The sequence below is a fragment of the Marinomonas sp. G8-14 genome (assembly GCF_055808935.1).
Window position 1 is genome coordinate 3064111 of record NZ_CM147891.1, and the last position, 21079, is coordinate 3085189.

The 21079-nt window shown below is 45.0% G+C and carries 20 protein-coding genes and 2 pseudogenes; 5 read left to right on the forward strand and 17 right to left on the reverse strand.

What is annotated here, in order from left to right:
- Positions 1 to 62: 62 nt before the first annotated feature.
- On the reverse strand, positions 63 to 1421 hold the full coding sequence (locus AC0L6V_RS15705; RefSeq protein WP_265218092.1) for an amidohydrolase family protein: 1359 nt from the start codon (positions 1419 to 1421) through the stop codon (positions 63 to 65).
- Positions 1422 to 2007: 586 nt separating this feature from the next.
- On the opposite strand from AC0L6V_RS15705, the gene AC0L6V_RS15710 reads away from it, so the two are divergent.
- The gene (locus AC0L6V_RS15710; protein WP_265218093.1) at positions 2008 to 3018 is read left to right on the forward strand and encodes an ABC transporter substrate-binding protein; all 1011 of its coding nucleotides are present in this window, start codon (positions 2008 to 2010) and stop codon (positions 3016 to 3018) included.
- Between the two features lie 157 nt (positions 3019 to 3175).
- Here the strand turns inward: AC0L6V_RS15710 and AC0L6V_RS15715 are convergent.
- From AC0L6V_RS15715 to AC0L6V_RS15730, 4 genes and pseudogenes are all read right to left on the reverse strand, one after another.
- Positions 3176 to 4371: pseudogene (locus AC0L6V_RS15715) on the reverse strand (MFS transporter).
- A complete protein-coding gene (locus tag AC0L6V_RS15720) occupies positions 4368 to 4628 on the reverse strand; it encodes a hypothetical protein (protein WP_418138414.1) in 261 nt (86 codons plus the stop codon). The pseudogene AC0L6V_RS15715 and the gene AC0L6V_RS15720 overlap by 4 nt, the downstream one beginning before the upstream one ends.
- Before the next feature lie 43 nt (positions 4629 to 4671).
- A complete protein-coding gene (locus tag AC0L6V_RS15725; protein WP_418138415.1) occupies positions 4672 to 5202 on the reverse strand; it encodes a hypothetical protein in 531 nt (176 codons plus the stop codon).
- A 28-nt stretch (positions 5203 to 5230) separates the two neighbouring features.
- Positions 5231 to 5860 (reverse strand): HAD family hydrolase, encoded by a 630-nt coding sequence (locus tag AC0L6V_RS15730; RefSeq protein ID WP_265218098.1) that lies wholly within the window; start codon positions 5858 to 5860, stop codon positions 5231 to 5233.
- A 99-nt stretch (positions 5861 to 5959) separates the two neighbouring features.
- Here AC0L6V_RS15730 and AC0L6V_RS15735 point away from each other — a divergent pair.
- From AC0L6V_RS15735 to AC0L6V_RS15745, 3 genes and pseudogenes are all read left to right on the forward strand, one after another.
- Positions 5960 to 6139: pseudogene (locus AC0L6V_RS15735) on the forward strand (ABC transporter substrate-binding protein); the annotation flags it as partial.
- Positions 6140 to 6172: 33 nt separating this feature from the next.
- Positions 6173 to 6385, forward strand: a complete 213-nt coding sequence (locus AC0L6V_RS15740; RefSeq protein ID WP_265218099.1) for a hypothetical protein — start codon at positions 6173 to 6175, stop codon at positions 6383 to 6385.
- 129 nt (positions 6386 to 6514) lie between these two features.
- Complete coding sequence (locus AC0L6V_RS15745; protein WP_409418765.1) at positions 6515 to 7465, forward strand: LysR family transcriptional regulator; 951 nt, start codon at positions 6515 to 6517, stop codon at positions 7463 to 7465.
- 65 nt (positions 7466 to 7530) lie between these two features.
- Here AC0L6V_RS15745 and AC0L6V_RS15750 read toward each other — a convergent pair whose 3' ends face one another.
- The 8 genes from AC0L6V_RS15750 to chvE all read right to left on the reverse strand — a co-directional run bounded on the left by AC0L6V_RS15750 (position 7531) and on the right by chvE (position 16475).
- The gene (locus AC0L6V_RS15750) at positions 7531 to 8469 is read right to left on the reverse strand and encodes an aldehyde dehydrogenase family protein (RefSeq protein WP_418138416.1); all 939 of its coding nucleotides are present in this window, start codon (positions 8467 to 8469) and stop codon (positions 7531 to 7533) included.
- Complete coding sequence (locus AC0L6V_RS15755) at positions 8469 to 9038, reverse strand: aldehyde dehydrogenase family protein (RefSeq protein ID WP_265218103.1); 570 nt, start codon at positions 9036 to 9038, stop codon at positions 8469 to 8471. Before AC0L6V_RS15755 ends, AC0L6V_RS15750 begins: the two co-directional genes overlap by 1 nt.
- Before the next feature lie 23 nt (positions 9039 to 9061).
- Entirely contained in the window at positions 9062 to 10822 is a 1761-nt protein-coding gene (araD, locus tag AC0L6V_RS15760) for an L-arabinonate dehydratase (protein WP_409418767.1), read from the reverse strand.
- A complete protein-coding gene (locus AC0L6V_RS15765; RefSeq protein WP_409418768.1) occupies positions 10819 to 11589 on the reverse strand; it encodes an SDR family NAD(P)-dependent oxidoreductase in 771 nt (256 codons plus the stop codon). The genes araD and AC0L6V_RS15765 overlap by 4 nt, the downstream gene beginning before the upstream one ends.
- Positions 11586 to 12554: an AraD1 family protein gene (gene araD1 / locus AC0L6V_RS15770; RefSeq protein ID WP_265218107.1), complete on the reverse strand. Its 969-nt coding sequence runs from the start codon at positions 12552 to 12554 to the stop codon at positions 11586 to 11588. Before araD1 ends, AC0L6V_RS15765 begins: the two co-directional genes overlap by 4 nt.
- 23 nt (positions 12555 to 12577) lie before the next feature.
- On the reverse strand, positions 12578 to 13777 hold the full coding sequence (mmsB, locus tag AC0L6V_RS15775) for a multiple monosaccharide ABC transporter permease (protein ID WP_265218108.1): 1200 nt from the start codon (positions 13775 to 13777) through the stop codon (positions 12578 to 12580).
- Positions 13778 to 13823: 46 nt separating this feature from the next.
- The gene (gene mmsA, locus AC0L6V_RS15780; protein WP_265218109.1) at positions 13824 to 15347 is read right to left on the reverse strand and encodes a multiple monosaccharide ABC transporter ATP-binding protein; all 1524 of its coding nucleotides are present in this window, start codon (positions 15345 to 15347) and stop codon (positions 13824 to 13826) included.
- A 165-nt stretch (positions 15348 to 15512) separates the two neighbouring features.
- Entirely contained in the window at positions 15513 to 16475 is a 963-nt protein-coding gene (gene chvE / locus AC0L6V_RS15785; protein WP_418138417.1) for a multiple monosaccharide ABC transporter substrate-binding protein, read from the reverse strand.
- Positions 16476 to 16869: 394 nt separating this feature from the next.
- On the opposite strand from chvE, the gene AC0L6V_RS15790 reads away from it, so the two are divergent.
- Positions 16870 to 18456 (forward strand): cation:proton antiporter family protein, encoded by a 1587-nt coding sequence (locus AC0L6V_RS15790; RefSeq protein WP_265218110.1) that lies wholly within the window; start codon positions 16870 to 16872, stop codon positions 18454 to 18456.
- A 91-nt stretch (positions 18457 to 18547) separates the two neighbouring features.
- On the opposite strand, the gene AC0L6V_RS15795 is transcribed toward AC0L6V_RS15790, so the two are convergent.
- The 4 genes from AC0L6V_RS15795 to AC0L6V_RS15810 form a co-directional block, all read right to left on the reverse strand.
- On the reverse strand, positions 18548 to 18784 hold the full coding sequence (locus AC0L6V_RS15795; RefSeq protein ID WP_265218111.1) for a HigA family addiction module antitoxin: 237 nt from the start codon (positions 18782 to 18784) through the stop codon (positions 18548 to 18550).
- Positions 18785 to 18844: 60 nt separating this feature from the next.
- Positions 18845 to 19123, reverse strand: a complete 279-nt coding sequence (locus AC0L6V_RS15800) for a type II toxin-antitoxin system RelE/ParE family toxin (RefSeq protein ID WP_111609010.1) — start codon at positions 19121 to 19123, stop codon at positions 18845 to 18847.
- A 93-nt stretch (positions 19124 to 19216) separates the two neighbouring features.
- The gene (locus tag AC0L6V_RS15805) at positions 19217 to 19378 is read right to left on the reverse strand and encodes a DUF6435 family protein (protein ID WP_418138418.1); all 162 of its coding nucleotides are present in this window, start codon (positions 19376 to 19378) and stop codon (positions 19217 to 19219) included.
- Between the two features lie 158 nt (positions 19379 to 19536).
- Complete coding sequence (locus AC0L6V_RS15810; RefSeq protein WP_265218112.1) at positions 19537 to 20958, reverse strand: FAD-dependent oxidoreductase; 1422 nt, start codon at positions 20956 to 20958, stop codon at positions 19537 to 19539.
- Positions 20959 to 21079 lie beyond the last annotated feature (121 nt).

Consider the following 21079-nt stretch of genomic DNA (forward strand, 5'->3'; position numbering starts at 1 on the left):
GTATCCTCAGGGTCTAACAAAAATGGAGCATTAGTTTACTCGTCTCTTCTTATATACTGCAATCAATTAGATGGCGCTCTGGCTAACAGTTCCAACACAGCAACTTTTACATCCTGTATTAATTCGGCTTCATCCACGCCGAGCACTTGGCCATTTTCCACCACTCGCTTGCCGTTAATAAAGCTGTGTTGAATCAACGCTGGTTCGCCGCATAAGATGGGCGCTTCTAACAGACTGTGTACACCAGAAAAACGGGGTGCATCAAGGGAATACAAGACTAAATCCGCAGCATACCCCTCGGCTATTTGACCTGTTTTCAGCCCTAAAAGCTCGGCGCCATTTTGCGTGCCCCATTTAAGCACTTGCGCTACATTCGTGGCGGCTGGGCCACCCTGAGTACGATGCAGCAGCCAAGCTAAATTCAACTCTTGCAGCATAGAAGCATTTTCACTGGACGCAGAACCATCCACACCAAGGGTAATTGACATGCCCGCCTTTTCCATCGCCAGAATCGGGGCAATGCCGCTACCAAGTCGACAATTTGACGTGGGACAATGGGCGATTCGAGTCTTAGTTTGTGCCAGCAATTCAATGGCATGAGCATCCGCTTGTACCAAGTGAGCGAACCACACATCCTCCCCTAACCAATCGCAATCCAGTGCGTAATCAATGGCACTCATACCAAAATTCTGTTGCGCCATTTGCTCATCAAAAGACACTTCCAATAAATGCGAATGGCGCAGTAATTTTCGTTCTTTTGCCCACTGAGCGTAACGACGTAAATCTTCGGCGGGTGAGGTATGAACCAAGCTGGTAGGCGCGATGACTAAACGTCGCATGCTGAATGGGCTGTCGTCATGATAGCGTTTATAGGAAGCATCAAGGCGATCTAGTGACAACACCAATGACTCTGGGACAATGCCGCTGTCTTGCATACCTTTATGGCTGCCCTGTACCGTCGCACCACCACGACATAAAACTAAGCGAATGCCCAAGTCTTCCGCCGCACGCCAAACAGCGTCTTCCAACTCTGGGGATGTACTCGCATGATATAAGTAATGGTGATCCGCGCAGGTTGTCACCCCAGAGCGCAGTTGTTCATAAAGGCCTAATTTTGCTGCAACATACATTAAATCTGGCGTAATTTGTGGCCAAAAACGATAGGGAACACTCGCTAGCCATTCCCCTAACCCTTGGTTTAAGCCAGTAGGAACGCCTTTTAAAATGGATTGAGCAAGGTGATGGTGAGTATTGACAAAACCAGGATAAACGACACAGTCTGATGCATCGATCAATTCATCGTCTGGTTCGCGATACAAAGTAGGTGCAATGGCGGCAATCACGCCATCTTTAATACGGATCTCTTGAGGAAACTCATAACCTACAACGGCTTTGGCTTGGCGGATTAAATACTGAGTCATAACACTCTCCTTCTAGGAAAGAGCAATGTCCAGGCCGCAAGGCTTAACCGCTTCTACTCTTTGATCTAATACTAATGATTTTAAATTGGATCTATCCAATGCAATCACAAAGCAAGCCCTGTACCAGTCTGCTCAACGGCAGCAAGTACACAGCCACCCGCTTTAAAAAAGCCCATAAAATCCTCTGATTTTTGTATTTATAGTGCAGAGACGCCTTAAATCGCCCAATTCAAGGGCATAAAAAAAGCACGCAAAATACAAAACGGTCGATTTTATAGACCATCCTATTTGGCCTACTTGTTGCTTAGTCATGAATAGCGCAAATTGTTTGCGTGGCGCAATGAGTAGAAGCGGTCAAACTTGGAGCTGATATCAATAAAACCAAGTTCGGGCATTGCTCACTGCCTTATCGACAACCCAAAGAGGATGTCGAAAGGGAAGTGACAGCCGTTTCCAACAAACTCGACTGTGTACCCAGCCCTCTCGCTCTTTCCTCATCTGGTTTTCTTTGTGGTTGTTTCTGTGAATGAGTTTGTTTTGCTTAAAAAAAGCAAAGCCGAATCTATGATGAAGCATGGAGAACACAATGAACAACCCACTAAAAACATCCCTATTTGGTAAGCTATGCCTAGCTGGGGCCGTGGCATTTACGGCTTTAAATGGCAGCACCGCATTTGCAATAGACAAAGTGAAATTTCAGCTTGATTGGCTACCGGGTGGCGACAAAGCGCCTGTTTATGTTGGTATCAAAAAAGGCTTTTTCAAAGACGCCGATTTAGACGTAACCGTTGCCAGCGGCCGAGGCTCTACCGACGCCATTAGCAAACTCGCCACAGGCAATGCCGATTTGGGTTTATCCGACTTGGTCGCACTATTAATGGCAAAAGCTCAAAACGATGTACCAGTTTCTGCGGTTTATTCGGTTTTTAGTAAAGCACCCCATGCTTTTTTTGTTCTCTCTGAATCAGGCGTTAAAAGTGTCAAAGACGTCGCTGGAAAACGCATCGCCACCTCGCCTTATACGTCTTCAAATGTCTTCTTACCTTTGCTGTTAGACGTGAATGGCGTTGATCCAAACAGCGTAAAGTTAATCAAAGCCGACGCTGGTGCCTTAAACCCAATGTTACTTTCCGGTAATGCAGACGTCGTTATTTCATGGATAACAGACACGGTGATTTACCAACAACAAGCCAAAAGTGCGAACAAAACCTTACAAGTACTGCCTTGGTATGATGCTGGGTTAGAATTTTATTCAACGTCCGTCATTGCTTCAGATCGCTTTATTAATGAACATCCTGATGTAACAAAACGCTTTGTCGCAGCGTATAAAAAAGCCATCGAATATACTTGGAAGCACCCGGAAGAAAGCGGACAAATCGTCCATGAGATGGTACCCGAAGTCGATGCAAGTACCGCGACAGACACCATTAACTCGATCAAATCCTTGGTTTATAACGCCGTCAGCGAGCAAGATGGCTACGGTGCATTTACCAAAAAACGACTCGCCACCACATGGCAATGGACCGCCAAAGCACAAAATATTGCAGTCGACAGCTTTGATCCAGAATCGGCGGTAAATCGCCAGTTTATGCCTTAATTAACACCTTCATTTGCTGAAATAAAAACTCTTCAAAAAGCCCATTTATGAAGTGACCCCCAATGTTGTTTGTCCAACTATTGGGGGTCACTTCATTATTTGGGCTTTTCTTAGTTCTGGTACAGGTAATTCCATCACGTTCTAGATTGAAAAGATCTCAGTATCGACGAGAAATAAAGGCCACAAGACAGCCTGCGACACACAAGCCTGTTAGTACGAAAAACAACCCTTGGCTACCATTCAAATCAATTGCATAAGCAAAGATAGGTGGACCAACAGTTACCCCTAAATTTCCTAGCTGCGCTATTGCACCATTCCCCATTGCTTGCTCTGATTCTGTTGTTGATAATGCAGGTATTAAAGCAAAAGCCGTACCCTGCACAATTCCAGATACCAGTAACAATAATAAAGCAGTCAATAAGAAGTATCGCGGTGAGTCTTCAAACTGAGTAACAAAATAGGTAATCAGAGCAACGCCTACATACGCAAGAAACACCAAATTTTGAGGACGTAAACAATATTGAGACAAAGCACCAGATAAAAAAGTCCCCCCGATACTACATAATGGCAGCAATATTAAAAGTAAGCTTTTTGTTGTGTCATCAGGAGATAATCTAGGAACAAATGTCAAAAGAGCCACAAACATAGTTGTATGAAACAGAAATACTAATCCTGGCAAAAATGTTCTTGGATTCAAATAAACCTGAATGGTTTGAGTAAAAAAGCTAGCAAAGGTTAATTTGTTAATGTTTGGTGGAGTATTAAGCGTTTTACGTGCTGGCAGCAGGAAATAAAGCACGAGAGGAACAGACAAAAAAGCATGAGCAAGAAAAACACCAGAGATTCCATAATTTAAAATAATCTTGCTTCCTAACCACCCAGCAATAGCAAAAGCCACACCAAAAAAGTTCCCCACAACCCCATTACTAGAGAATAATGCTGTTTTGCAGCACTCCGTAGCATAAGTGTTGGTGCGGCAACCACTATACCAAGATGTGATATTCCTTCTATAATTCTAGTAATTAGTAACACAGAATACGAAGGAAGCACTGATTGAATAAATGACAACCCTCCCCCAATGACTAGAGATCCAATAAGAACCTTTTGATAGCCTAAATATCCAGACAGTACCCCAGCAACAACACCAAATAATAATCCGATAAAACCGACTATCGATAACAACGCACCAATAGAAGAAGCACCGACATCATAAGCGGTAAGAAGAAGATCATAGGAAACCGAAAATTTTGCAAACTGCATTGCTGCGAAAACACCAACAATCCATAGAATAAAAACATCTATCCATTGTGTTTTTTCTAACTCGATACTTTTAATTGCCACAATAGAACTCATAATAACCCCAACATTCGCGGTAAATGCTCACAGCTATTACAAACCTTTATCTTTTTAGATGATGCATCTACAACATAATGTATCATTACTTTGGGCATTGATATATCCGAAGGTACTATAAACTGGGGGTCAATAGTAAACTGACCTGAATCAGATAAATTCCAGTCAGAGGAGCCACTTAAAAACTGCCTTGACTTTCTCATTTTTTGAGCACTAATATCACTTAATTCTTTTGATGTATTATTCAAATCTGGCATTAGATCATATAAAGAAGGAAGGGTATGACCAAAATTATAATCATTATCTGTAGAGGCTCCATGTTTTTCCTTCTAACCCATTTTCGGATGCAATACGATCTATCAACAAATATGCTTGCCCACTTGTTGAGTTCGCCTCAAAATTAGAAAAAAATTCATTACAAACATTAAAGCATTTCCTAAAATATGCGCGTATTTTAGGCGACTCACCAAAATATGCAGTAGTAGCAAAATCGGCAGGAACGCCAGATTCATTATCAACATTAGACGCATACGCCACAAGAATAAGATCTTTCCAATTAATAGCTTGATTATTTGAAAAAAACTGAGAGTCTCTAAATGATTTAAAATGGCTACGCGTAACATCATTACTATTACATGCTAAAATTGCAGCACCTAAATGAGGGGGATTGTACCAACCATTTTCGGTTAAATTAGGATAAGATGCTATCTCCTCAATCCAAGACTGTTTTAATAAAGCTTCGGATATATTATTTTTACCGAAATAGTGACTAACTACTTTTGTTAATGCATCTGAAACCTTCAATCGACCAGGGTTAATAATATCTACCATAAAAAACACTCCTTGTGAAATTTAATCCTTAAAAAGAAATCATTCTGTATGCTTCTAATATCGAGTTTCCAGAATAATTATATTTGCTTATTTTCTTTAACTCAGGACTCGCATTTACCGCAATAGTTTCTGTAAGCTTAGAAAATAATGGCTCATCACTTAATGAATCACCAAATGCAATACATTCATCAAAATCAAGATTATATTTATTACATAAATCCATAGCAATTAATGGTTTATCTTCAGGAGACAAAATCTTAAAATATTCATCTGAATGAGGAGGATATGTTGAACTAAAGATATGATCAAAACCATAAATACTAAAATGACTTGCAAATACATCCTGAGACATTGTAATTAAACAGCTCAGACTTCCTCGACCCTTTATTTCTGCAAGGCACTCTGAAATATGATCGATTTTTTTTGCATCTTGGAAGGCAGAAAACGACACATTTTTGTCTATTTCCCCCCAAAGTTTTGATATAAGATCAGTGAATTGATAAGTAGTGATTCTACGTTCAGAAAATTGTTTTTCTAGCTCAAAAAGCTGTGTCTCAGTTCCAAGCTTTTTGGCCAATTCTAGTAAACCTGTAGATTCAGGTAGAATTGTTCCATCCATGTCAAATATATATAGTCGTCTCATTCCTTTAACTTCCATGACAATCCAATAACAAAAATCTAACAAATCTAAAAGGTATAATCAATACTATTTTTCATAGTTTTCAATATCCTAATTTTCTGGGTAACTGACACCGTAATTTATCAACAACAAGCTCAAAGCGCGGGCAAAACACTGCAAATACTACCTTGGTACGATGCCGGTTTAGAATTTTATTCCACCTCAGTTATTGCCTCTAATCGCTTTATTAATGAACATCCTGATGTAACAAAACGCTTTGTCGCAGCGTATAAAAAAGCCATTGAATACACCTGGGCACACCCCGAGGAAAGCGGACAAATCGTTCATGAGATGGTACCCGAAGTCGACGCTAGCACCGCCACAGACACCATTAATTCGATTAAATCGTTAGTGTATAACGCTGTCAGCGATCAAGACGGTTACGGCGCATTTACCAAAGAACGACTCGCCACCACATGGCAATGGACCGCCAAAGCGCAAAATATTGCCGTCGACAGCTTTGATCCAGAATCAGCTATAAACCGTCAATTTATACCTGAATAAACCATCATATTCAGTTAGATAAAAAACCTTTCAAAAGCCCATTTATTTGGGCTTTTTTCTTGCTATTAGACGCAAATCGCTTCTATTTAGAGTAAGATATCTTCATTAAAAACAATAATAGAGGTCGATATGGACATAGGTCTGGCCAAGCATTTAAAACTGACTCAACTGCGCTTAATTTCGGTCATAGCAGAGCATGGTCAGCTCGGTATTGCGGCCGATGAGATGGCAATGACACAACCTGCCGCGTCACGTATGTTGAGTGAAATCGAACAAACTATTGGCACGCGTTTATTCATTCGTCACGCCAAAGGCATGGAACCAACCTTGGTTGGTCAAGCTGTGGCACGTCGGGCACACAATTTATTGGTTGAGCTACGAGATCTTGCCCGTGAAGTAGGCGAACTAAAAGAAGGTGGCGGAGGCACCACCTCAATTGGCGCGGTTACCGGGGCCGCAGTGGGGTTTGTCATTCCAGCCATTCAACAATTGCGTGCCATCGCCCCCAAAGCCGAAATAGACATCAATGTGGACACCAGTGATATTTTGGTGCGTGATTTAATCGCTGGACACAATGACTTCGTGCTCGCGCGTATCCCCAAACAATACGACGCCAACGAATTTGAAATTTATCCAGCCCGTACTGAATCGGTCACACTCGTGGTGCGAAAAGATCACCCATTAGCTAATCTTGATAAAGTGCGCGTCAAAGACCTCGCTCATTTTGAATGGGTCATGCAGTCCCACCGTGCGCCCATACGTGAAGCGGTCGAAGCGGCCTTTATGGAAGAACGCGCTGAACTGCCGTTAAGCATTACCAACAGCACCTCTTTATTGGCATTAATCGCTATCTTGGTGTCTTCCAACGCCATTGCGCCGATGGCGAGAGAAGTCAGTGATTTGTTAGTGGGTCATAAAGTCAAAGCCGACTTAAAAACACTAAAATTGGATAGAAAAATTGTCATGAGCCCCTATTATTTGTTGCAAATGCGTGGTCGCCAATTATCCCCTCTTGCCAATCAGCTCAAGCGTTTAGTATTAGCCGAACTGGAACAGAAACCGATAAAGAGTGATATATAAAAAAAGCGAGTCGCCTGCTTCACAGACCACTCGCTCAAACCCCGCCTTGGGTATCTCAACAAAAATTAGCCAACAAGATCTTTTGGTAACAAAGCCTTTGGAATGTTTTGATAACACACAGGGCGCAAGAAACGACGTATCGACAAAGTGCCCACTGAAGTGGCACCGAAGTTTGTCGACGCTGGATATGGACCGCCATGCACCATGGTATCGTTTACTTCCACACCGGTTGGAAAACCATTTGCCAGCAAACGACCCGCTTTACGCTCCAGCACAGGCAAGAGTTTCTGACACGCCGCATGATCGCCTTCATCAAGATGAATAGTACAAGTCAGCTGACCTTCCAAATGACGAGCTAACTCGACCATTTGCTCAACACTGTTCGCTAAAACAATCAATCCAAGTGGCCCAAAGACCTCTTGATGCAAGGTTGGGTTATCCAACCACACTTGACCCGTTACCGTGAATAAGTTTGGTCGAGCCGTACGATCATCTGTATCCGCTGAACGAACAACCGCCTGAATGCCCGTTTTTTCCATCGCTGCGACACCAGAACGGTACGCATCGGCAATGCCATCTGTGAGCATAGTTTGTGCTGATGTTTCCGATAAAGCGGCACTGGCGGCTGCGATCATCTTCTGGGCATCTTCATTGTCCAACATGACCGCAATTCCAGGGTTAGTACAAAACTGTCCAGCACCCATGGTTAATGAGCCAGCCCAACCTTTACCCAATGCCTCCGCACGATTTTTAACGGCTTCTGGCATCACAAACATTGGGTTTACAGAACCCAGTTCACCAAAAAACGGAATCGGCTCTGGACGTGCCGCACACAAATCAAACAAGGCACGGCCACCCGCCAAGCTGCCAGTAAAGCCAACCGCCTTGATCAGTGGATGTTGCACCAAGGCTTGCCCTACCTGACGATTGCCCCCTTGAATCAAAGAGAAAACACCGTCTGGCATGTTGCAACGCTTAATGGCCTTATCAATGGCTTGTGCCACTAACTCGCCCGTTCCGGGTGTGCCGAATGGCCTTTGACCACCACAGGGCAACCTGCCGCCAACGCGGCGGCGGTATCGCCACCCGCCGTTGAAAACGCCAATGGAAAATTAGACGCACCAAATACGGCAACGGGGCCGATTGGACGCTGGATCATGTACATATCTGGACGCGGCAACGGTGCGCGATCTGGCAAGGCTTCATCATAACGACGATCTAAATATTCGCCCGATAAGATGCGCTCAGCAAACAAGCGTAACTGACCCGTAGTACGGCCACGTTCGCCCTGTAACCGTGCCGCTGGTAAGCCCGTTTCCTGCACGCCGATTTCAGTAATTTGATCGCCTAGCACATCGATTTCGTCAGCAATCGCATTCAGAAACGCGGCACGCTCTTCGCGAGAAGAATACCCAAACGTTTCAAAGGCCGCTTCTGCCGCTTCTACTGCCGCATTTACATCAGCAACACGCCCCACGGCAAACTCATGAGAAGACCCAGAAGAAGGCTCGGAAGAAAATGTTGCGTCGCCCTTTACCCATTTGCCGGCAATAAAATGCTGTCCCGTTAACATACTCACTCCTCTCTGCTTTTTAATTAATGACTGTCTTTTGGTACGGCCGCACCACGACAACCTTTTAGGAAGTCAAAATCAGCCCCCGTATCCGCTCCTTGCACATGGTCATGGAACAGCTTGATATAGCCGCTTTTGGGTGGCTCTAAATGGCTCTTCCAGTTCGCCAATCGACTGGCCATTTCTTCATCTGAAATGTCCACATGTAAGCGTCGTTTTTCGACATCCAGCTCAATCATGTCGCCATTTTGTATCACGGCCAATGGCCCACCCGCTGCGGCTTCTGGTGTCGTATGCAATACCACAGTGCCATACGCCGTACCCGACATACGCGCATCAGAAATGCGCACCATGTCTTTAATACCCTTGCGCAGCACTTTTGGTGGCAAGCCCATGTTGCCAACCTCCGCCATACCTGGATAACCTTTCGGTCCACAGTTTTTTAGCACCATGACGCAGTTTTCATCGATATCCAAGGCTTCATCATTGATCTTAGCTTTGTAGTCATCAATGTCTTCGAATACCACAGCGCGGCCACGGTGTTGTAATAAATGCGCCGATGCCGCAGAAGGTTTCAGTACTGCACCTTGTGGCGCAAGGTTACCTTTTAATACAACAATACCGCCTTTTTGTGTCAGTGCTTTTTCCACTGGCAAAATGACGTCTGGGTTCCAATTACGAACCTCTTTTACTTCTTCCCAAATGGATTCACCAGACACGGTAATGGCGTTTTTGTGTAGTTTTCCAGCTTCTGCCAGATGCTTAATTACCACAGGCAAACCACCCGCGTAGAAGAATTCTTCCATCAGGTATTTGCCCGATGGCATCAGGTTCACAATAGTGGCAATTTCTTGGCCCAATTTATCCCAGTCATCTAGGGTTAAATCCACACCCACACGACCAGCAATAGCCAATAAATGAATCACCGCATTGGTCGAGCCACCAATCGCGCCGTTGACGCGAATCGCGTTTTCAAAAGCTTGGCGAGTCAAAATATCAGACGGCTTTAAATCGTCTTTCACCATATCAACGATACGACGACCAGTTAGATGCGCCATAACGCGACGACGGCTATCTACTGCAGGAATCGCTGCGTTACCCGATAACGCCATGCCCAAGGCTTCAGCCATCGAGGCCATGGTGCTAGCGGTGCCCATGGTGTTACAAGAACCCGCAGAGCGAGACATAGATTGCTCGGCTTCAAGGAAGTCTTCTTGTGTCATCTTGCCCGCTTTAATGTCTTCCGACATTTGCCACAAGGCTGTACCAGAGCCCACACGCTCGCCTCTGAAGTAGCCATTCAACATTGGGCCACCAGATACCACAATCGCAGGGATATCGACACTACACGCGCCCATAAGCAGCGCCGGTGTGGTTTTGTCACAACCTGCTAACAAAACAACGCCATCAAGCGGGTTGGCACGCAAAGCCTCCTCCACGTCCATCGCCGCCATGTTGCGATACATCATAGCCGTCGGACGCAGTGAGCTTTCACCCACAGAGAACACAGGAAACTCTAGTGGCAAACCACCCGCTTCATAAATACCGTGTTTCACTCGATCGGCAAGATCTCGAAGATGGGCGTTACAAGGTGTAAGCTGCGACCAGGTATTACAAATGCCAATAACGGGGCGACCATCAAATAAATCCGCCGGCAGGCCTTGGTTTTTCATCCAGCTGCGGTGGTAAATATGATCACGTGAGGTACCGCCAAACCATTCGGTTGAACGTAATTTGCGGGGCCATGTTTTTGGTACGAACTTGTTTTTTTCAGAATCACTCATACCCAACCTCCATCAACAATAAAGTTCTGCGCCGAACACATAGCCGCCGCATCGGACCCTAAAAACAGTGCCATATTGGCGATGTGTTCAGGCAGTACCTTGCCTGTTAGGCATTGGCTCTGTTTAATTTTCTCTTCTGCCGCATCATCGACCCACAGGCGCAGTTGCTTTTCCGTCATCACCCAGCCCGGTACCAAGGTATTCACACGAATACCAGAGCCACCTAAATCACGGGCCAGAGATCGAGTTAAACCATGAGTCGCCGCTTTGCTCGTGCCGTAAGTTGGATAACCGGCTGTCGCCATCATCCAGCCCACTGAGCCAAAATTGATGATCGAACCGCCACCGAGTTTGCGCATCATCGGCGCGACGGCTTGAGCGGCAAACATAGCGTGTTTGATGTTCACACCAACCAGCTCATCAAAACGCTCTTCTGTCAGCGATTCTAAAGAATGACGCACGTCGTTAGCGGCGTTATTCAACAACACGGAAATAGGACCGAACGCGTCTGCTGCCGCACGAATTTTGCTCTGGTAATCTTGGATGTTAGTAATGTCACAGACCTCAAAACGCACCTCATAACCATCTTTTTTCAGACGTTTAGCCAGTGCCGTACCAGCTTTTTCATCCAAGTCGACAAAAGCCGTTTTCGCACCTTGCTTGGCATATGCTTCAACGATGGCCGCACCTATACCCGTCGCACCGCCAGAGATAAAGACTGAGCGATCTTTTAAATCTGGATAAACGGCACTCTTTGATTTATTCATAGCGGCGCTACCTCGGTATCAAGTTCATCCGCTTTCGCTAATGTATTGCGCAATGGCAAACCAAAGGTAGGTGAGGAAATTTCAAAGACATCGCCTTCTTGAGCCTGAATGCCATCAGCAAAAGACAAGGTTGCTGTGCCAAACATGTGTACATGTAGATCGCCCGGCTGGCGGAAAATCGCATATTTGAAATGATGGTGCTCTAAGTTTTTAAAGGTATGCGACATATTGTCTTCACCGGATAAAAAGCCTTTTTCCCAGAGCGTTTTTTCGCCACGTTCGATGCGTGAATGACCATCAATGTGCATGGGCAATTCGCCCACCAACAATTCAGGACCAAACGACGCAGGACGCAATTTTGAATGCGCTAGATACAAATAGTTTTGACGCTCTGTTACGTGATCTGAAAATTCATTCGCCAAGGTGTAACCAAGACGATGCACTTTGCCGTCTTCGCCCACCAAGTAAAAACCCGCGATTTCTGGCTCTTCACCGCCATCTAAAGCAAAAGATGGTGAAGGCAAGGCCTCACCTGGTGCGATTACACCAGCACCATTGCCTTTGTAAAACCACTCTGGCTGAACGCCTTCTTGTCCGTCTTTTGGCTTGCCACCTTCCACGCCCATTTGGAAAATTTTCATGGAATCGGTCAGTTCTTCACTTTTCGCATGCATAGCATTACGTGTTGCTGCAGAGCCTAAATGCGTTAAGCCTGTACCAGTCAGATACATATGCGCTGGATCAGGATGTCGAACTGGGCAATCTAACTGATTATTTTTTGCCAGCTCTGCCAAATTCACAGACTCCCCCAAACCATACTTTGCAATAATAGACTTCAGCGGCACGCCATTTTTAACGGCTTCTGTTGCGAGTTCGTAAACACTCGATGCATGAAGAACAAGGTGTGCTTCGCTGCCTTCACGGCACACCACACCACCTTGTTTAATTTGAGATAAAAACAACATAAATCGCTCCTTAACCCGCGTTCTTAGCGCGCTTTTTGTTTGTTGTAGACGTCGAAAATAACCGCAGCGAGCAATACCAAGCCCTTGATAACTTGCTGCCAATCAATCCCTATACCCAATATCGACATCCCGTTGTTCATAACGCCCATGATGAAAGCACCAATCACCGCACCGATGACTTTACCAACGCCGCCCGTCATGGAGGCGCCGCCGATAAAGACGGCCGCAATAACATCCAACTCAAAAGCAAAACCGGCTTTTGGCGTAGCTGTGTTCAAGCGGGCGGCAAAGATTAATCCTGCCAAAGCAGCCAACATGCCCATGTTGGCGAAGGTCAAAAAGGTCAAACGCTCGGTATTGATACCCGATAATTTCGCCGCTTTTACGTTGCCACCCAAGGCATAGATACGACGACCAATCGTCGTGCTGTTTGTAATAAAGGTATAGATAGCGATCAGTACCGCCATGGTGATCAATACGTTTGGTAAACCACGATACGTACTCAACATGTAAGATAGGTAGATAATGGCAACTGCGATCAAAGCATTCTTCACGATAAAGAAAGCAAAAGGCTCATCTTGAATACCATACTTCAACGCTCTAGCACGGCTACGAGCTGCTAAGAATACAATGGCACTGGCGGCTAACACACCCAATACTAATGCCGTAATATTTGGACGTCCTGCCCCAAACACATCTGGAATAAAGCCAGTACTTAATAGCTGAAAGCTTTCTGGAAACGGTCCGATGGATTGCCCTTCCAGCAAGGTCAACGTCAAACCACGAAATACCAACATGCCGGCCAAGGTAACGATAAAAGCCGGAATCTTCCAATAAGCGATCCAGTAGCCCTGCAAGCCGCCAATAATTAAGCCAACCAGCAGGCAAACCGGCACAACAATAATAGTGGGTAAGTTATAATTTACCGCCATCACCGCCGCCAATGCCCCAATAAACCCCGCCACTGAGCCAACTGATAAATCAATATGCCCCGCAACGATCACCAGCAACATACCAATCGCCATGATAATGATGTAGCTGTTTTGTAAAAATAAATTGGTCAGGTTAACCGGGCGCATCAATATGCCATCGGTCAAAAACTGAAACATCCCCATGATGACCACAAGCGCAATCAGCATGCCGTAATCACGTACGTGTGACTTTAAATAGTCAGTAACAGAAGGTGCCGATTGGACCGCTGTAGAGGTTTCTTTGGTTGTCATTATTATTGCTCCGCTATTATTCTTCTCGCCGTTATTATTGCTATCGCTAGGCTTTCACTATCATTGACATGATTTTCTCTTGGCTCGCATCAGCTTTGTCTAATTCGCCAACCAAACGGCCTTCGTTCATCACATAAATACGATCACACATGCCAAGCAACTCTGGCATCTCTGAAGAAATCATCACCACGCCTTTACCGTCATCAGCAAGCTGATTGATGATGCTGTAAATTTCAAACTTGGCACCTACATCGATACCACGAGTAGGCTCATCCAAAATCAACACATCTGGTTGTGAATACAGCCATTTGCTTAATACGACTTTCTGCTGGTTACCACCGGATAAGTTCATCACCTTTTGAAACACGCTTGGGGTACGAATATTTAGAGCTTGTCGATAATCTTCAGACACTTGACGTTCGATGTTTTCATCGATGACCCCAAAAGACGAAACCCTAAGCAAATTCGCTAGCGTGGTATTGGTTTGAATGGTTTCTTCTAGGATCAAGCCCAGTTCTTTACGATCTTCAGTAACGTAGGCCAAACCGCTTTTAATCGCTTTTGGCACCGTCGATAAATCGGCGAGTTCACCGCGCAAACGCACCTCACCTTGCACATTTTTGCCGTAGCTTTGACCAAACAGACTCATGGCCAATTCCGTTCGTCCAGACCCCATTAGTCCTGCGATCCCGATGACTTCGCCAGCACGAACAGTAAATTCAATGTCGTGCAGCATCTGGCGATCCAACGCATCGGCATGCCATACGTTCCAACCGCTGACTTCCATTAGTATTTTGCCTAATTGACTCTCTCTCGCTGGATAGCGGTGCGCCATATCACGACCAACCATGTCACGAATAATGTCTTCTTCACTGATGTTTTGTGCATGACAATCCAGCGTTGACACTGACGCGCCGTCACGAATCACGGTAATGCTGTCTGCTACTCGGCTGATTTCATTCAATTTGTGGGTGATCAGGATAGAAGAGATGCCTTGTGCTTTTAATTCCAGTAGCAAATCAAGCAATTTGGCGCTGTCGTTTTCTTGCAAAGCGGCGGTTGGCTCATCCAAAATCAATAACTTCACGTCTTTAGCAAGGGCTTTAGCAATCTCAACCAGTTGCTGTTTACCGACCCCCAGTTGACCGACTAACGTCGACGGCGATTCTTTCAAACCTACTTTGGCTAACAAGTCTTGGGTACGCGAGAAGGTCTTCGGCCAGTTAATGACGCCACCTTCCACATTCTCGTTGCCTAAAAATAAATTCTCAGCGATGGATAAAAGTGACACTAATGCCAACTCTTGGTGAATAATAATGATGCCTTTTGCTTCGCTGTCCCTAATACCGGAAAAGGCAACAGTCTCGTTATTAAAAAGAATATCGCCATCGTAACTGCCATGTGGATAAACCCCACTCAATACCTTCATGAGAGTGGATTTTCCCGCGCCGTTTTCCCCCACCAAAGCGTGGATCTCCCCTGAACGAACTTTAAGGTTCACTGAGTCGAGGGCTTTTACTCCAGGAAATGTCTTGGTAATGCTGCGCATTTCCAAAATAATATTTTCCATAAAACATCCCATTAGCAAGGCGCTACTACCGCATTAACACACGGTGAATAGCGCTCTCGCTGGTTTATTATTGTTGAATTAGGATCAATTAAAAATTTTCACGATGTCACGAGCGAAGCCAATTTTGTACTCACAAAAGCTTGGCTTTGCTCACTCATTAAAGGCTTATTCGACTTGAGATTTGGTGTAATAACCACTGCCCAATAGCACATCTTGCCAGTTAGATTTATCCACCGTGACCGGCTCAAGCAAATAACTTGGCACAATTTTGATACCATTGTTGTAGGTTTTAGTATCATTAATTTGCGGCTTTGCATCATTCAATACCGCTTGCACCATGCCCACTGTCACACTGGCTAATTCACGGGTGTCCTTGAAGATGGTGGAATATTGTTCGCCGGCAATGATGGATTTAACGGATGGCACTTCCGCATCTTGCCCTGTCACAATCGGCATGGGCAAATTACCAGAACCATAACCAACGCCTTTCAAAGAAGACAAAATCCCGATAGAAATACCGTCATAAGGAGACAAAATACCATCAACACGTTTTGTCGTATAATGCGCTGACAATAAGTTATCCATACGAGCCTGAGCGGTTGCACCGTCCCAGCGCAAGGTACCGACCTTATCCATGCCCATTTGCCCAGAAACCACGTTCACTTTACCCGAGTCGATCATAGGTTGAAGCACAGACATGGCGCCATCGTAGAAGAAATAAGCGTTATTGTCGTCTGGTGAGCCGCCAAACAATTCAACGTTGTAAGTAGCCGCTCCACGCTGTTCCATACCACTGACCAAAGACTTAGCTTGTAATACACCGACCTTAAAGTTATCAAAGGTGGCGTAGTAGCTCACATGAGGGCTGTTTTTGATCAAACGGTCATAGGAAATTACTTTAATACCCGCTGCGTCGGCATTTTCAAGTGCGTTTGAAAGAGTGGTACCATCAATTGCGGCGATGACTAATACATCAACGCCTTTTACAATCATGTTTTCAATTTGAGAAAGTTGATTTGGAATTTCATCTTCAGCGTATTGCAGATCAACCTTATAGCCTGCGTCTTGGAAGAGTTTGACCATGGAATCACCATCTGTGATCCAGCGGGCAGACGATTTAGTCGGCATGGCAATACCAACATAACCACTCGCAGCCAAGGCACTCGCGGAGCCTCAGCGCAGTGGCACCCAATACTAAACCAGCAATGGCATTCTTTAGATAGTTCATTAGCGTCTCCTGTTACAGCCGAGTAAGCGCCATAAAGGGCAAACTGCGTTAGCCGTAGGGTTTGTTATCGTTATTTTTTTAGAGCCAATCAGGTCTTATAAAAAACCTGCTACTCAGAGTAGGCAAAATGAACATACCAATCAAATAGAATAAATGTTGTTCTTCATATCATTTTTGGTATGAAATTGAGTGAAGTAATAAAAGACAAATAAACATATTAGCTACTGCAGGACACGCACAAATTTCGTATGATAATTTTACCCTTTACCTATCCCATTCATTCAGAAGGACTATATGGAATTTATTTGGATATTATTCGCCTTTGTCTGCGGGCTGGCGGTCAAAATGATCAATTTACCGCCATTAATTGGTTTTTTATTAGCGGGGTTTTTGCTCAATTATCTGGGAATGGAAGCAAGCAGCACATTAGACTCTCTCGCTAATATTGGTATTACTCTAATGCTGTTTAGTATTGGATTAAAGCTCCACGTTAAAGACCTACTCAAGCCCGAAGTGTGGGTCAGCACACTTAGCCATATGGGATTATGGAGTGTGGTTTTCGCTGCTATCGCATTGTTACTGGGGACGTTAAGCCTCCCCTATTTTGGCGCCCTAGATTACAAAGTTGCTGCTTTACTCGGTTTTGCACTGAGCTTCTCTAGTACGGTGTGTGTGATGAAGCTTTTGGAAGAAAATGGTGAATTGAAGACTCGCCATGGCCAACTCGCGTTAGGCATTCTGGTTATGCAAGACATAGTAGCCGTTATCTTTCTGGTTGCAGCCACAGGGAAAATCCCTTCCATTTGGGCATTAGGCTTATTTGGCTTACTGCTTATTAGACCACTCATCAATAAAATGGTTAACAAATCCGGACACGGTGAGATGCTACCGCTAACCGGGCTATTTCTTGCTTTAGGCGGCTATGAACTCTTTTATCTTGTCGGCGTAAAAGGCGATCTAGGCGCGCTGATTATGGGTATTTTGTTAGCCTCTCATCCTAAAGCGACGGAAATGAATAAATCGTTAACAAACTTTAAAGATTTGTTCCTCATCGGTTTCTTTCTATCGATTGGCTTTACAGCGTTACCAACCTTTAGCATGATTGGCATGAGTTTTATCATCACATTAGTCCTTCTGTTGAAATTTGTTCTCTTCTTCGCCCTGATGACAAAAATGAAACTGCGTGGCCGAACGTCTTTCTTGTCTTCCCTTATCCTTTCTAACTACAGCGAGTTTGGCCTAATTGTCGTTGCACTAAGCGTAGCGAATGGCTGGCTAGCAAAAGAATGGCTGGTCATTTTAGCGCTCGCTGTGTCGATTTCGTTTGTGATTACCAGCATCATTTACCGACAATCCCACAGGCTTTACCGCAAAAACAAAGAAACCATTCGCCAATTCGAAAGCAGCCAATGCTTGCCTGAAGACATCTTTACTCAACCCAAAGGCGCAGAAGTGTTAATTGTGGGTCTTGGACGTGTAGGACGTGGTGCGTTTGAGTCGCTAAAAGGTTTAATTGGTCATAACGTCGCGGGGATGGACGCCGACCAAAATCGTATAAAAATGATGCAAGAAGCCAATGAAAATGTCTTCTATGGTGACGGCGAAGACGCTGATCTTTGGGAACGCCTAGACACCAAAGGCATTCGCCTCATTATGTTGGCCTTACCCATCGCAGAAGACAGCACCAACATCGCCATACAGCTGCGCAAAGCCAACTACCAAGGCCAAATCGCCGCCATTGCCCGCTACCAAGACGAACGAGAAATACTACTCGCCTCCGGTATAGACAACGTCTTCAACTTCTACACCGAAGCCGGTACCGGTTTTGCGGAAGAAAGCTTGGCATTGATTCGACCACAGGAAAGCGCTGCAGCGGCTTAACGTTCAACAGTAGAGCGCACCATAAAAACGCGGTGTCATGCCTATGACACCGGTTTTTTATTGAATCTAGCTATGCAAACCTAGCGCTAGCTCACGCATATTGCAGTTCATAAGGCTGAACATTCAACGCAATCTTATGCTCTCTAACAGCCCACAAATCATAAGCATTTTGCAACCTAAGCCAATGATCTGCAGAGGGCTTCTTGAAAGCCAGCTCGAGTCGCAATGCCATTTCTGGTGTAATCGCCCCTCTGCCATTTAACACCTTAGATAGGGTTTTCCTGCTGACATTAAGATGTGCAGAAACATCCGTTATGGTTAACTCCATTGGCTCAATAATGAGGCTCTTTTAAGATCTCGCCCGGATGAGCGGGGCTATGCATACTCATTAGTGATAGTCCTCGTAGTTCACAATTTCAGCATCTCGGCCATCAAACCGAAAGGTTACTCGCCAGTTGCCATTCACCATGACAGACCAAATTCCATCTCGATTGCCAGAGAGCGTATGAAGTCTCAAACCAGGAAGGTCCATATCATCAATATTTTCAGCTTGATCAAGGTTTGAAAGAATCAACTTTAAGCGATTCTTGTGCTTAGCTTGAATTCCTGCCGTGCTTCCCGTTTTGTAAAAACGTTCAAGGCCTTTGTGTTTGAAAGTTTTAATCATACACAAAACCGTAACCCAAAAGGTTACAGTTTGGAAATTGGTTTTTTAATATAACTTCGGGATTAAGATAGCAAAATATTATTAATGAAAGCTTTAACTGTTAGCTTTCATGTCATCCAGCTTCACTTTCACGGCTTCGGCCTTCTCTGTCAGTTCTGAATAGAGTCTGATGTCGCCACCGCGTTGAGCTTGCATGGCTTTTTCTAGCAGCTCGCCATATTCTTTATCGAGCTTTTTAATCGGATCGGATTTCAAAAAGAAAACATAAATGAGCCTGTCGCTGTGGATGGATGTTATTCATACGCAGGCAATTGGAATTTAGATCCTTTTTTCCTGACAAACCAACAAAACAAAAACGCCAACCAGATGTCTCTGATTGGCGTTTTGACTAAAAGCAATAAAAGCTGTCGCGCTTACACGTCTAGGAAATCCATAATCCCTTCAGCCGCCTTACGACCTTCGTCGATTGCTGTTACCACCAAGTCGGAACCACGCACCATGTCACCACCAGCAAAGATTTTTTCGTTGGTCGTCTGGAACATAAATTTACCGTCTTTTGGCGCAACAACACGACCGCGAGCATCGGTTTCAATACCGAACTTTTCAAACCAAGGCGCCGGACTTGCTTGGAAGCCGAAGGCGATCAATACCGTATCAGCCGGAATAATCTGCTCACTGCCTTCGATGATCTCTGGACTACGACGGCCATTAGCATCGGGTTCGCCAAGTTGTGTTTCCACTACTTTCACGCCCTCTACTTTGCCATTACCTACGATCTCGACTGGCTGACGATTAAAAAGGAACTGCACACCTTCTTCTTTGGCGTTTTGCACTTCTTTACGAGAACCGGGCATGTTTTCTTGGTCACGACGGTAAGCACAAGTCACGCTCTTTGCACCTTGACGAATGGCGGTACGGTTACAGTCCATCGCCGTGTCACCACCACCCAAGACAACAACTTGCTTGCCTTTTAGATTCACGTAATCGGCTGGATCTTCTTCAAAATCTAAACAATGATTGACGTTAGAAATCAGGTAATCCAAGGCATCGTGAACACCCGGCAAATCTTCCCCTGGGAACCCGCCTTTCATGTATTTGTATGTACCCATGCCTAAAAACACAGCATCGTACTCTTCTAATACGTGTTCGAATGGTACGTCATCACCAACAGACGTTCCAAGTACAAACTCCACGCCCATTTCTTCAAAAATTTCACGACGACGCGTCATGACGCTTTTTTCCAGTTTGAATTCAGGAATACCAAAGGTCAGCAAGCCACCGATTTCAGGGTACTTATCAAATACAACTGGTTTGATGCCATTACGTACCAAGATGTCCGCACAAGCCAAACCAGCAGGGCCTGCCCCAACGATGGCAACCGTTTTGTTAACCGGTACTACGTTAGACATATCAGGACGCCAGCCCAAAGCAAACGCGGTATCCGTAATGTATTTTTCTACAGAACCGATCGTCACCGCACCAAAACCACCTTCACCAAGCGTACAAGCACCCTCACAAAGACGATCTTGTGGACAAACACGACCACACACTTCTGGCAAGGAGTTGGTTTGATGGCTCAACTCCGCCGCTTCCAAAATACTGCCTTCACTGACTAACTTGAGCCAGTTTGGAATGTAGTTATGAACGGGACACTTCCATTCACAATAAGGATTACCACACTCTAAGCAACGGTGCGCTTGGTCTTTCGCACTGGCTTCTTCAAAGGGTTTATAAATTTCGACGAATTGCGCCTTACGGGTAATTAAAGGCTTCTTTTTAGGATCTTTACGATCCACTTCGACGAATTGAAATACGTTGTTCAAGCGCTCAGACATAAGCTGCTATCTCCTTGGCCGCCTGATAACAAGCGGCACTTCTCTCAAATGGGTCAGACTGATTCATTCACAACGCTTAGCTCGACGTTTTATTCCATCGAGCCAAGCGCCACAACAGCGT

Coding starts and splice junctions, on each gene's coding strand:
- AC0L6V_RS15705 (WP_265218092.1), bottom strand. CDS start 1,421: ATGACTCAGTATTTAATCCGCCAAGCCAAAGCCGTTGTAGGTTATGAG.
- AC0L6V_RS15710 (WP_265218093.1), top strand. CDS start 2,008: ATGAACAACCCACTAAAAACATCCCTATTTGGTAAGCTATGCCTAGCT.
- AC0L6V_RS15720 (WP_418138414.1), bottom strand. CDS start 4,628: ATGCCAGATTTGAATAATACATCAAAAGAATTAAGTGATATTAGTGCT.
- AC0L6V_RS15725 (WP_418138415.1), bottom strand. CDS start 5,202: ATGGTAGATATTATTAACCCTGGTCGATTGAAGGTTTCAGATGCATTA.
- AC0L6V_RS15730 (WP_265218098.1), bottom strand. CDS start 5,860: ATGGAAGTTAAAGGAATGAGACGACTATATATATTTGACATGGATGGA.
- AC0L6V_RS15740 (WP_265218099.1), top strand. CDS start 6,173: ATGGTACCCGAAGTCGACGCTAGCACCGCCACAGACACCATTAATTCG.
- AC0L6V_RS15745 (WP_409418765.1), top strand. CDS start 6,515: ATGGACATAGGTCTGGCCAAGCATTTAAAACTGACTCAACTGCGCTTA.
- AC0L6V_RS15755 (WP_265218103.1), bottom strand. CDS start 9,038: ATGTTAACGGGACAGCATTTTATTGCCGGCAAATGGGTAAAGGGCGAC.
- araD (WP_409418767.1), bottom strand. CDS start 10,822: ATGAGTGATTCTGAAAAAAACAAGTTCGTACCAAAAACATGGCCCCGC.
- AC0L6V_RS15765 (WP_409418768.1), bottom strand. CDS start 11,589: ATGAATAAATCAAAGAGTGCCGTTTATCCAGATTTAAAAGATCGCTCA.
- araD1 (WP_265218107.1), bottom strand. CDS start 12,554: ATGTTGTTTTTATCTCAAATTAAACAAGGTGGTGTGGTGTGCCGTGAA.
- mmsB (WP_265218108.1), bottom strand. CDS start 13,777: ATGACAACCAAAGAAACCTCTACAGCGGTCCAATCGGCACCTTCTGTT.
- mmsA (WP_265218109.1), bottom strand. CDS start 15,347: ATGGAAAATATTATTTTGGAAATGCGCAGCATTACCAAGACATTTCCT.
- chvE (WP_418138417.1), bottom strand. CDS start 16,475: ATGCCGACTAAATCGTCTGCCCGCTGGATCACAGATGGTGATTCCATG.
- AC0L6V_RS15790 (WP_265218110.1), top strand. CDS start 16,870: ATGGAATTTATTTGGATATTATTCGCCTTTGTCTGCGGGCTGGCGGTC.
- AC0L6V_RS15795 (WP_265218111.1), bottom strand. CDS start 18,784: ATGGAGTTAACCATAACGGATGTTTCTGCACATCTTAATGTCAGCAGG.
- AC0L6V_RS15800 (WP_111609010.1), bottom strand. CDS start 19,123: ATGATTAAAACTTTCAAACACAAAGGCCTTGAACGTTTTTACAAAACG.
- AC0L6V_RS15810 (WP_265218112.1), bottom strand. CDS start 20,958: ATGTCTGAGCGCTTGAACAACGTATTTCAATTCGTCGAAGTGGATCGT.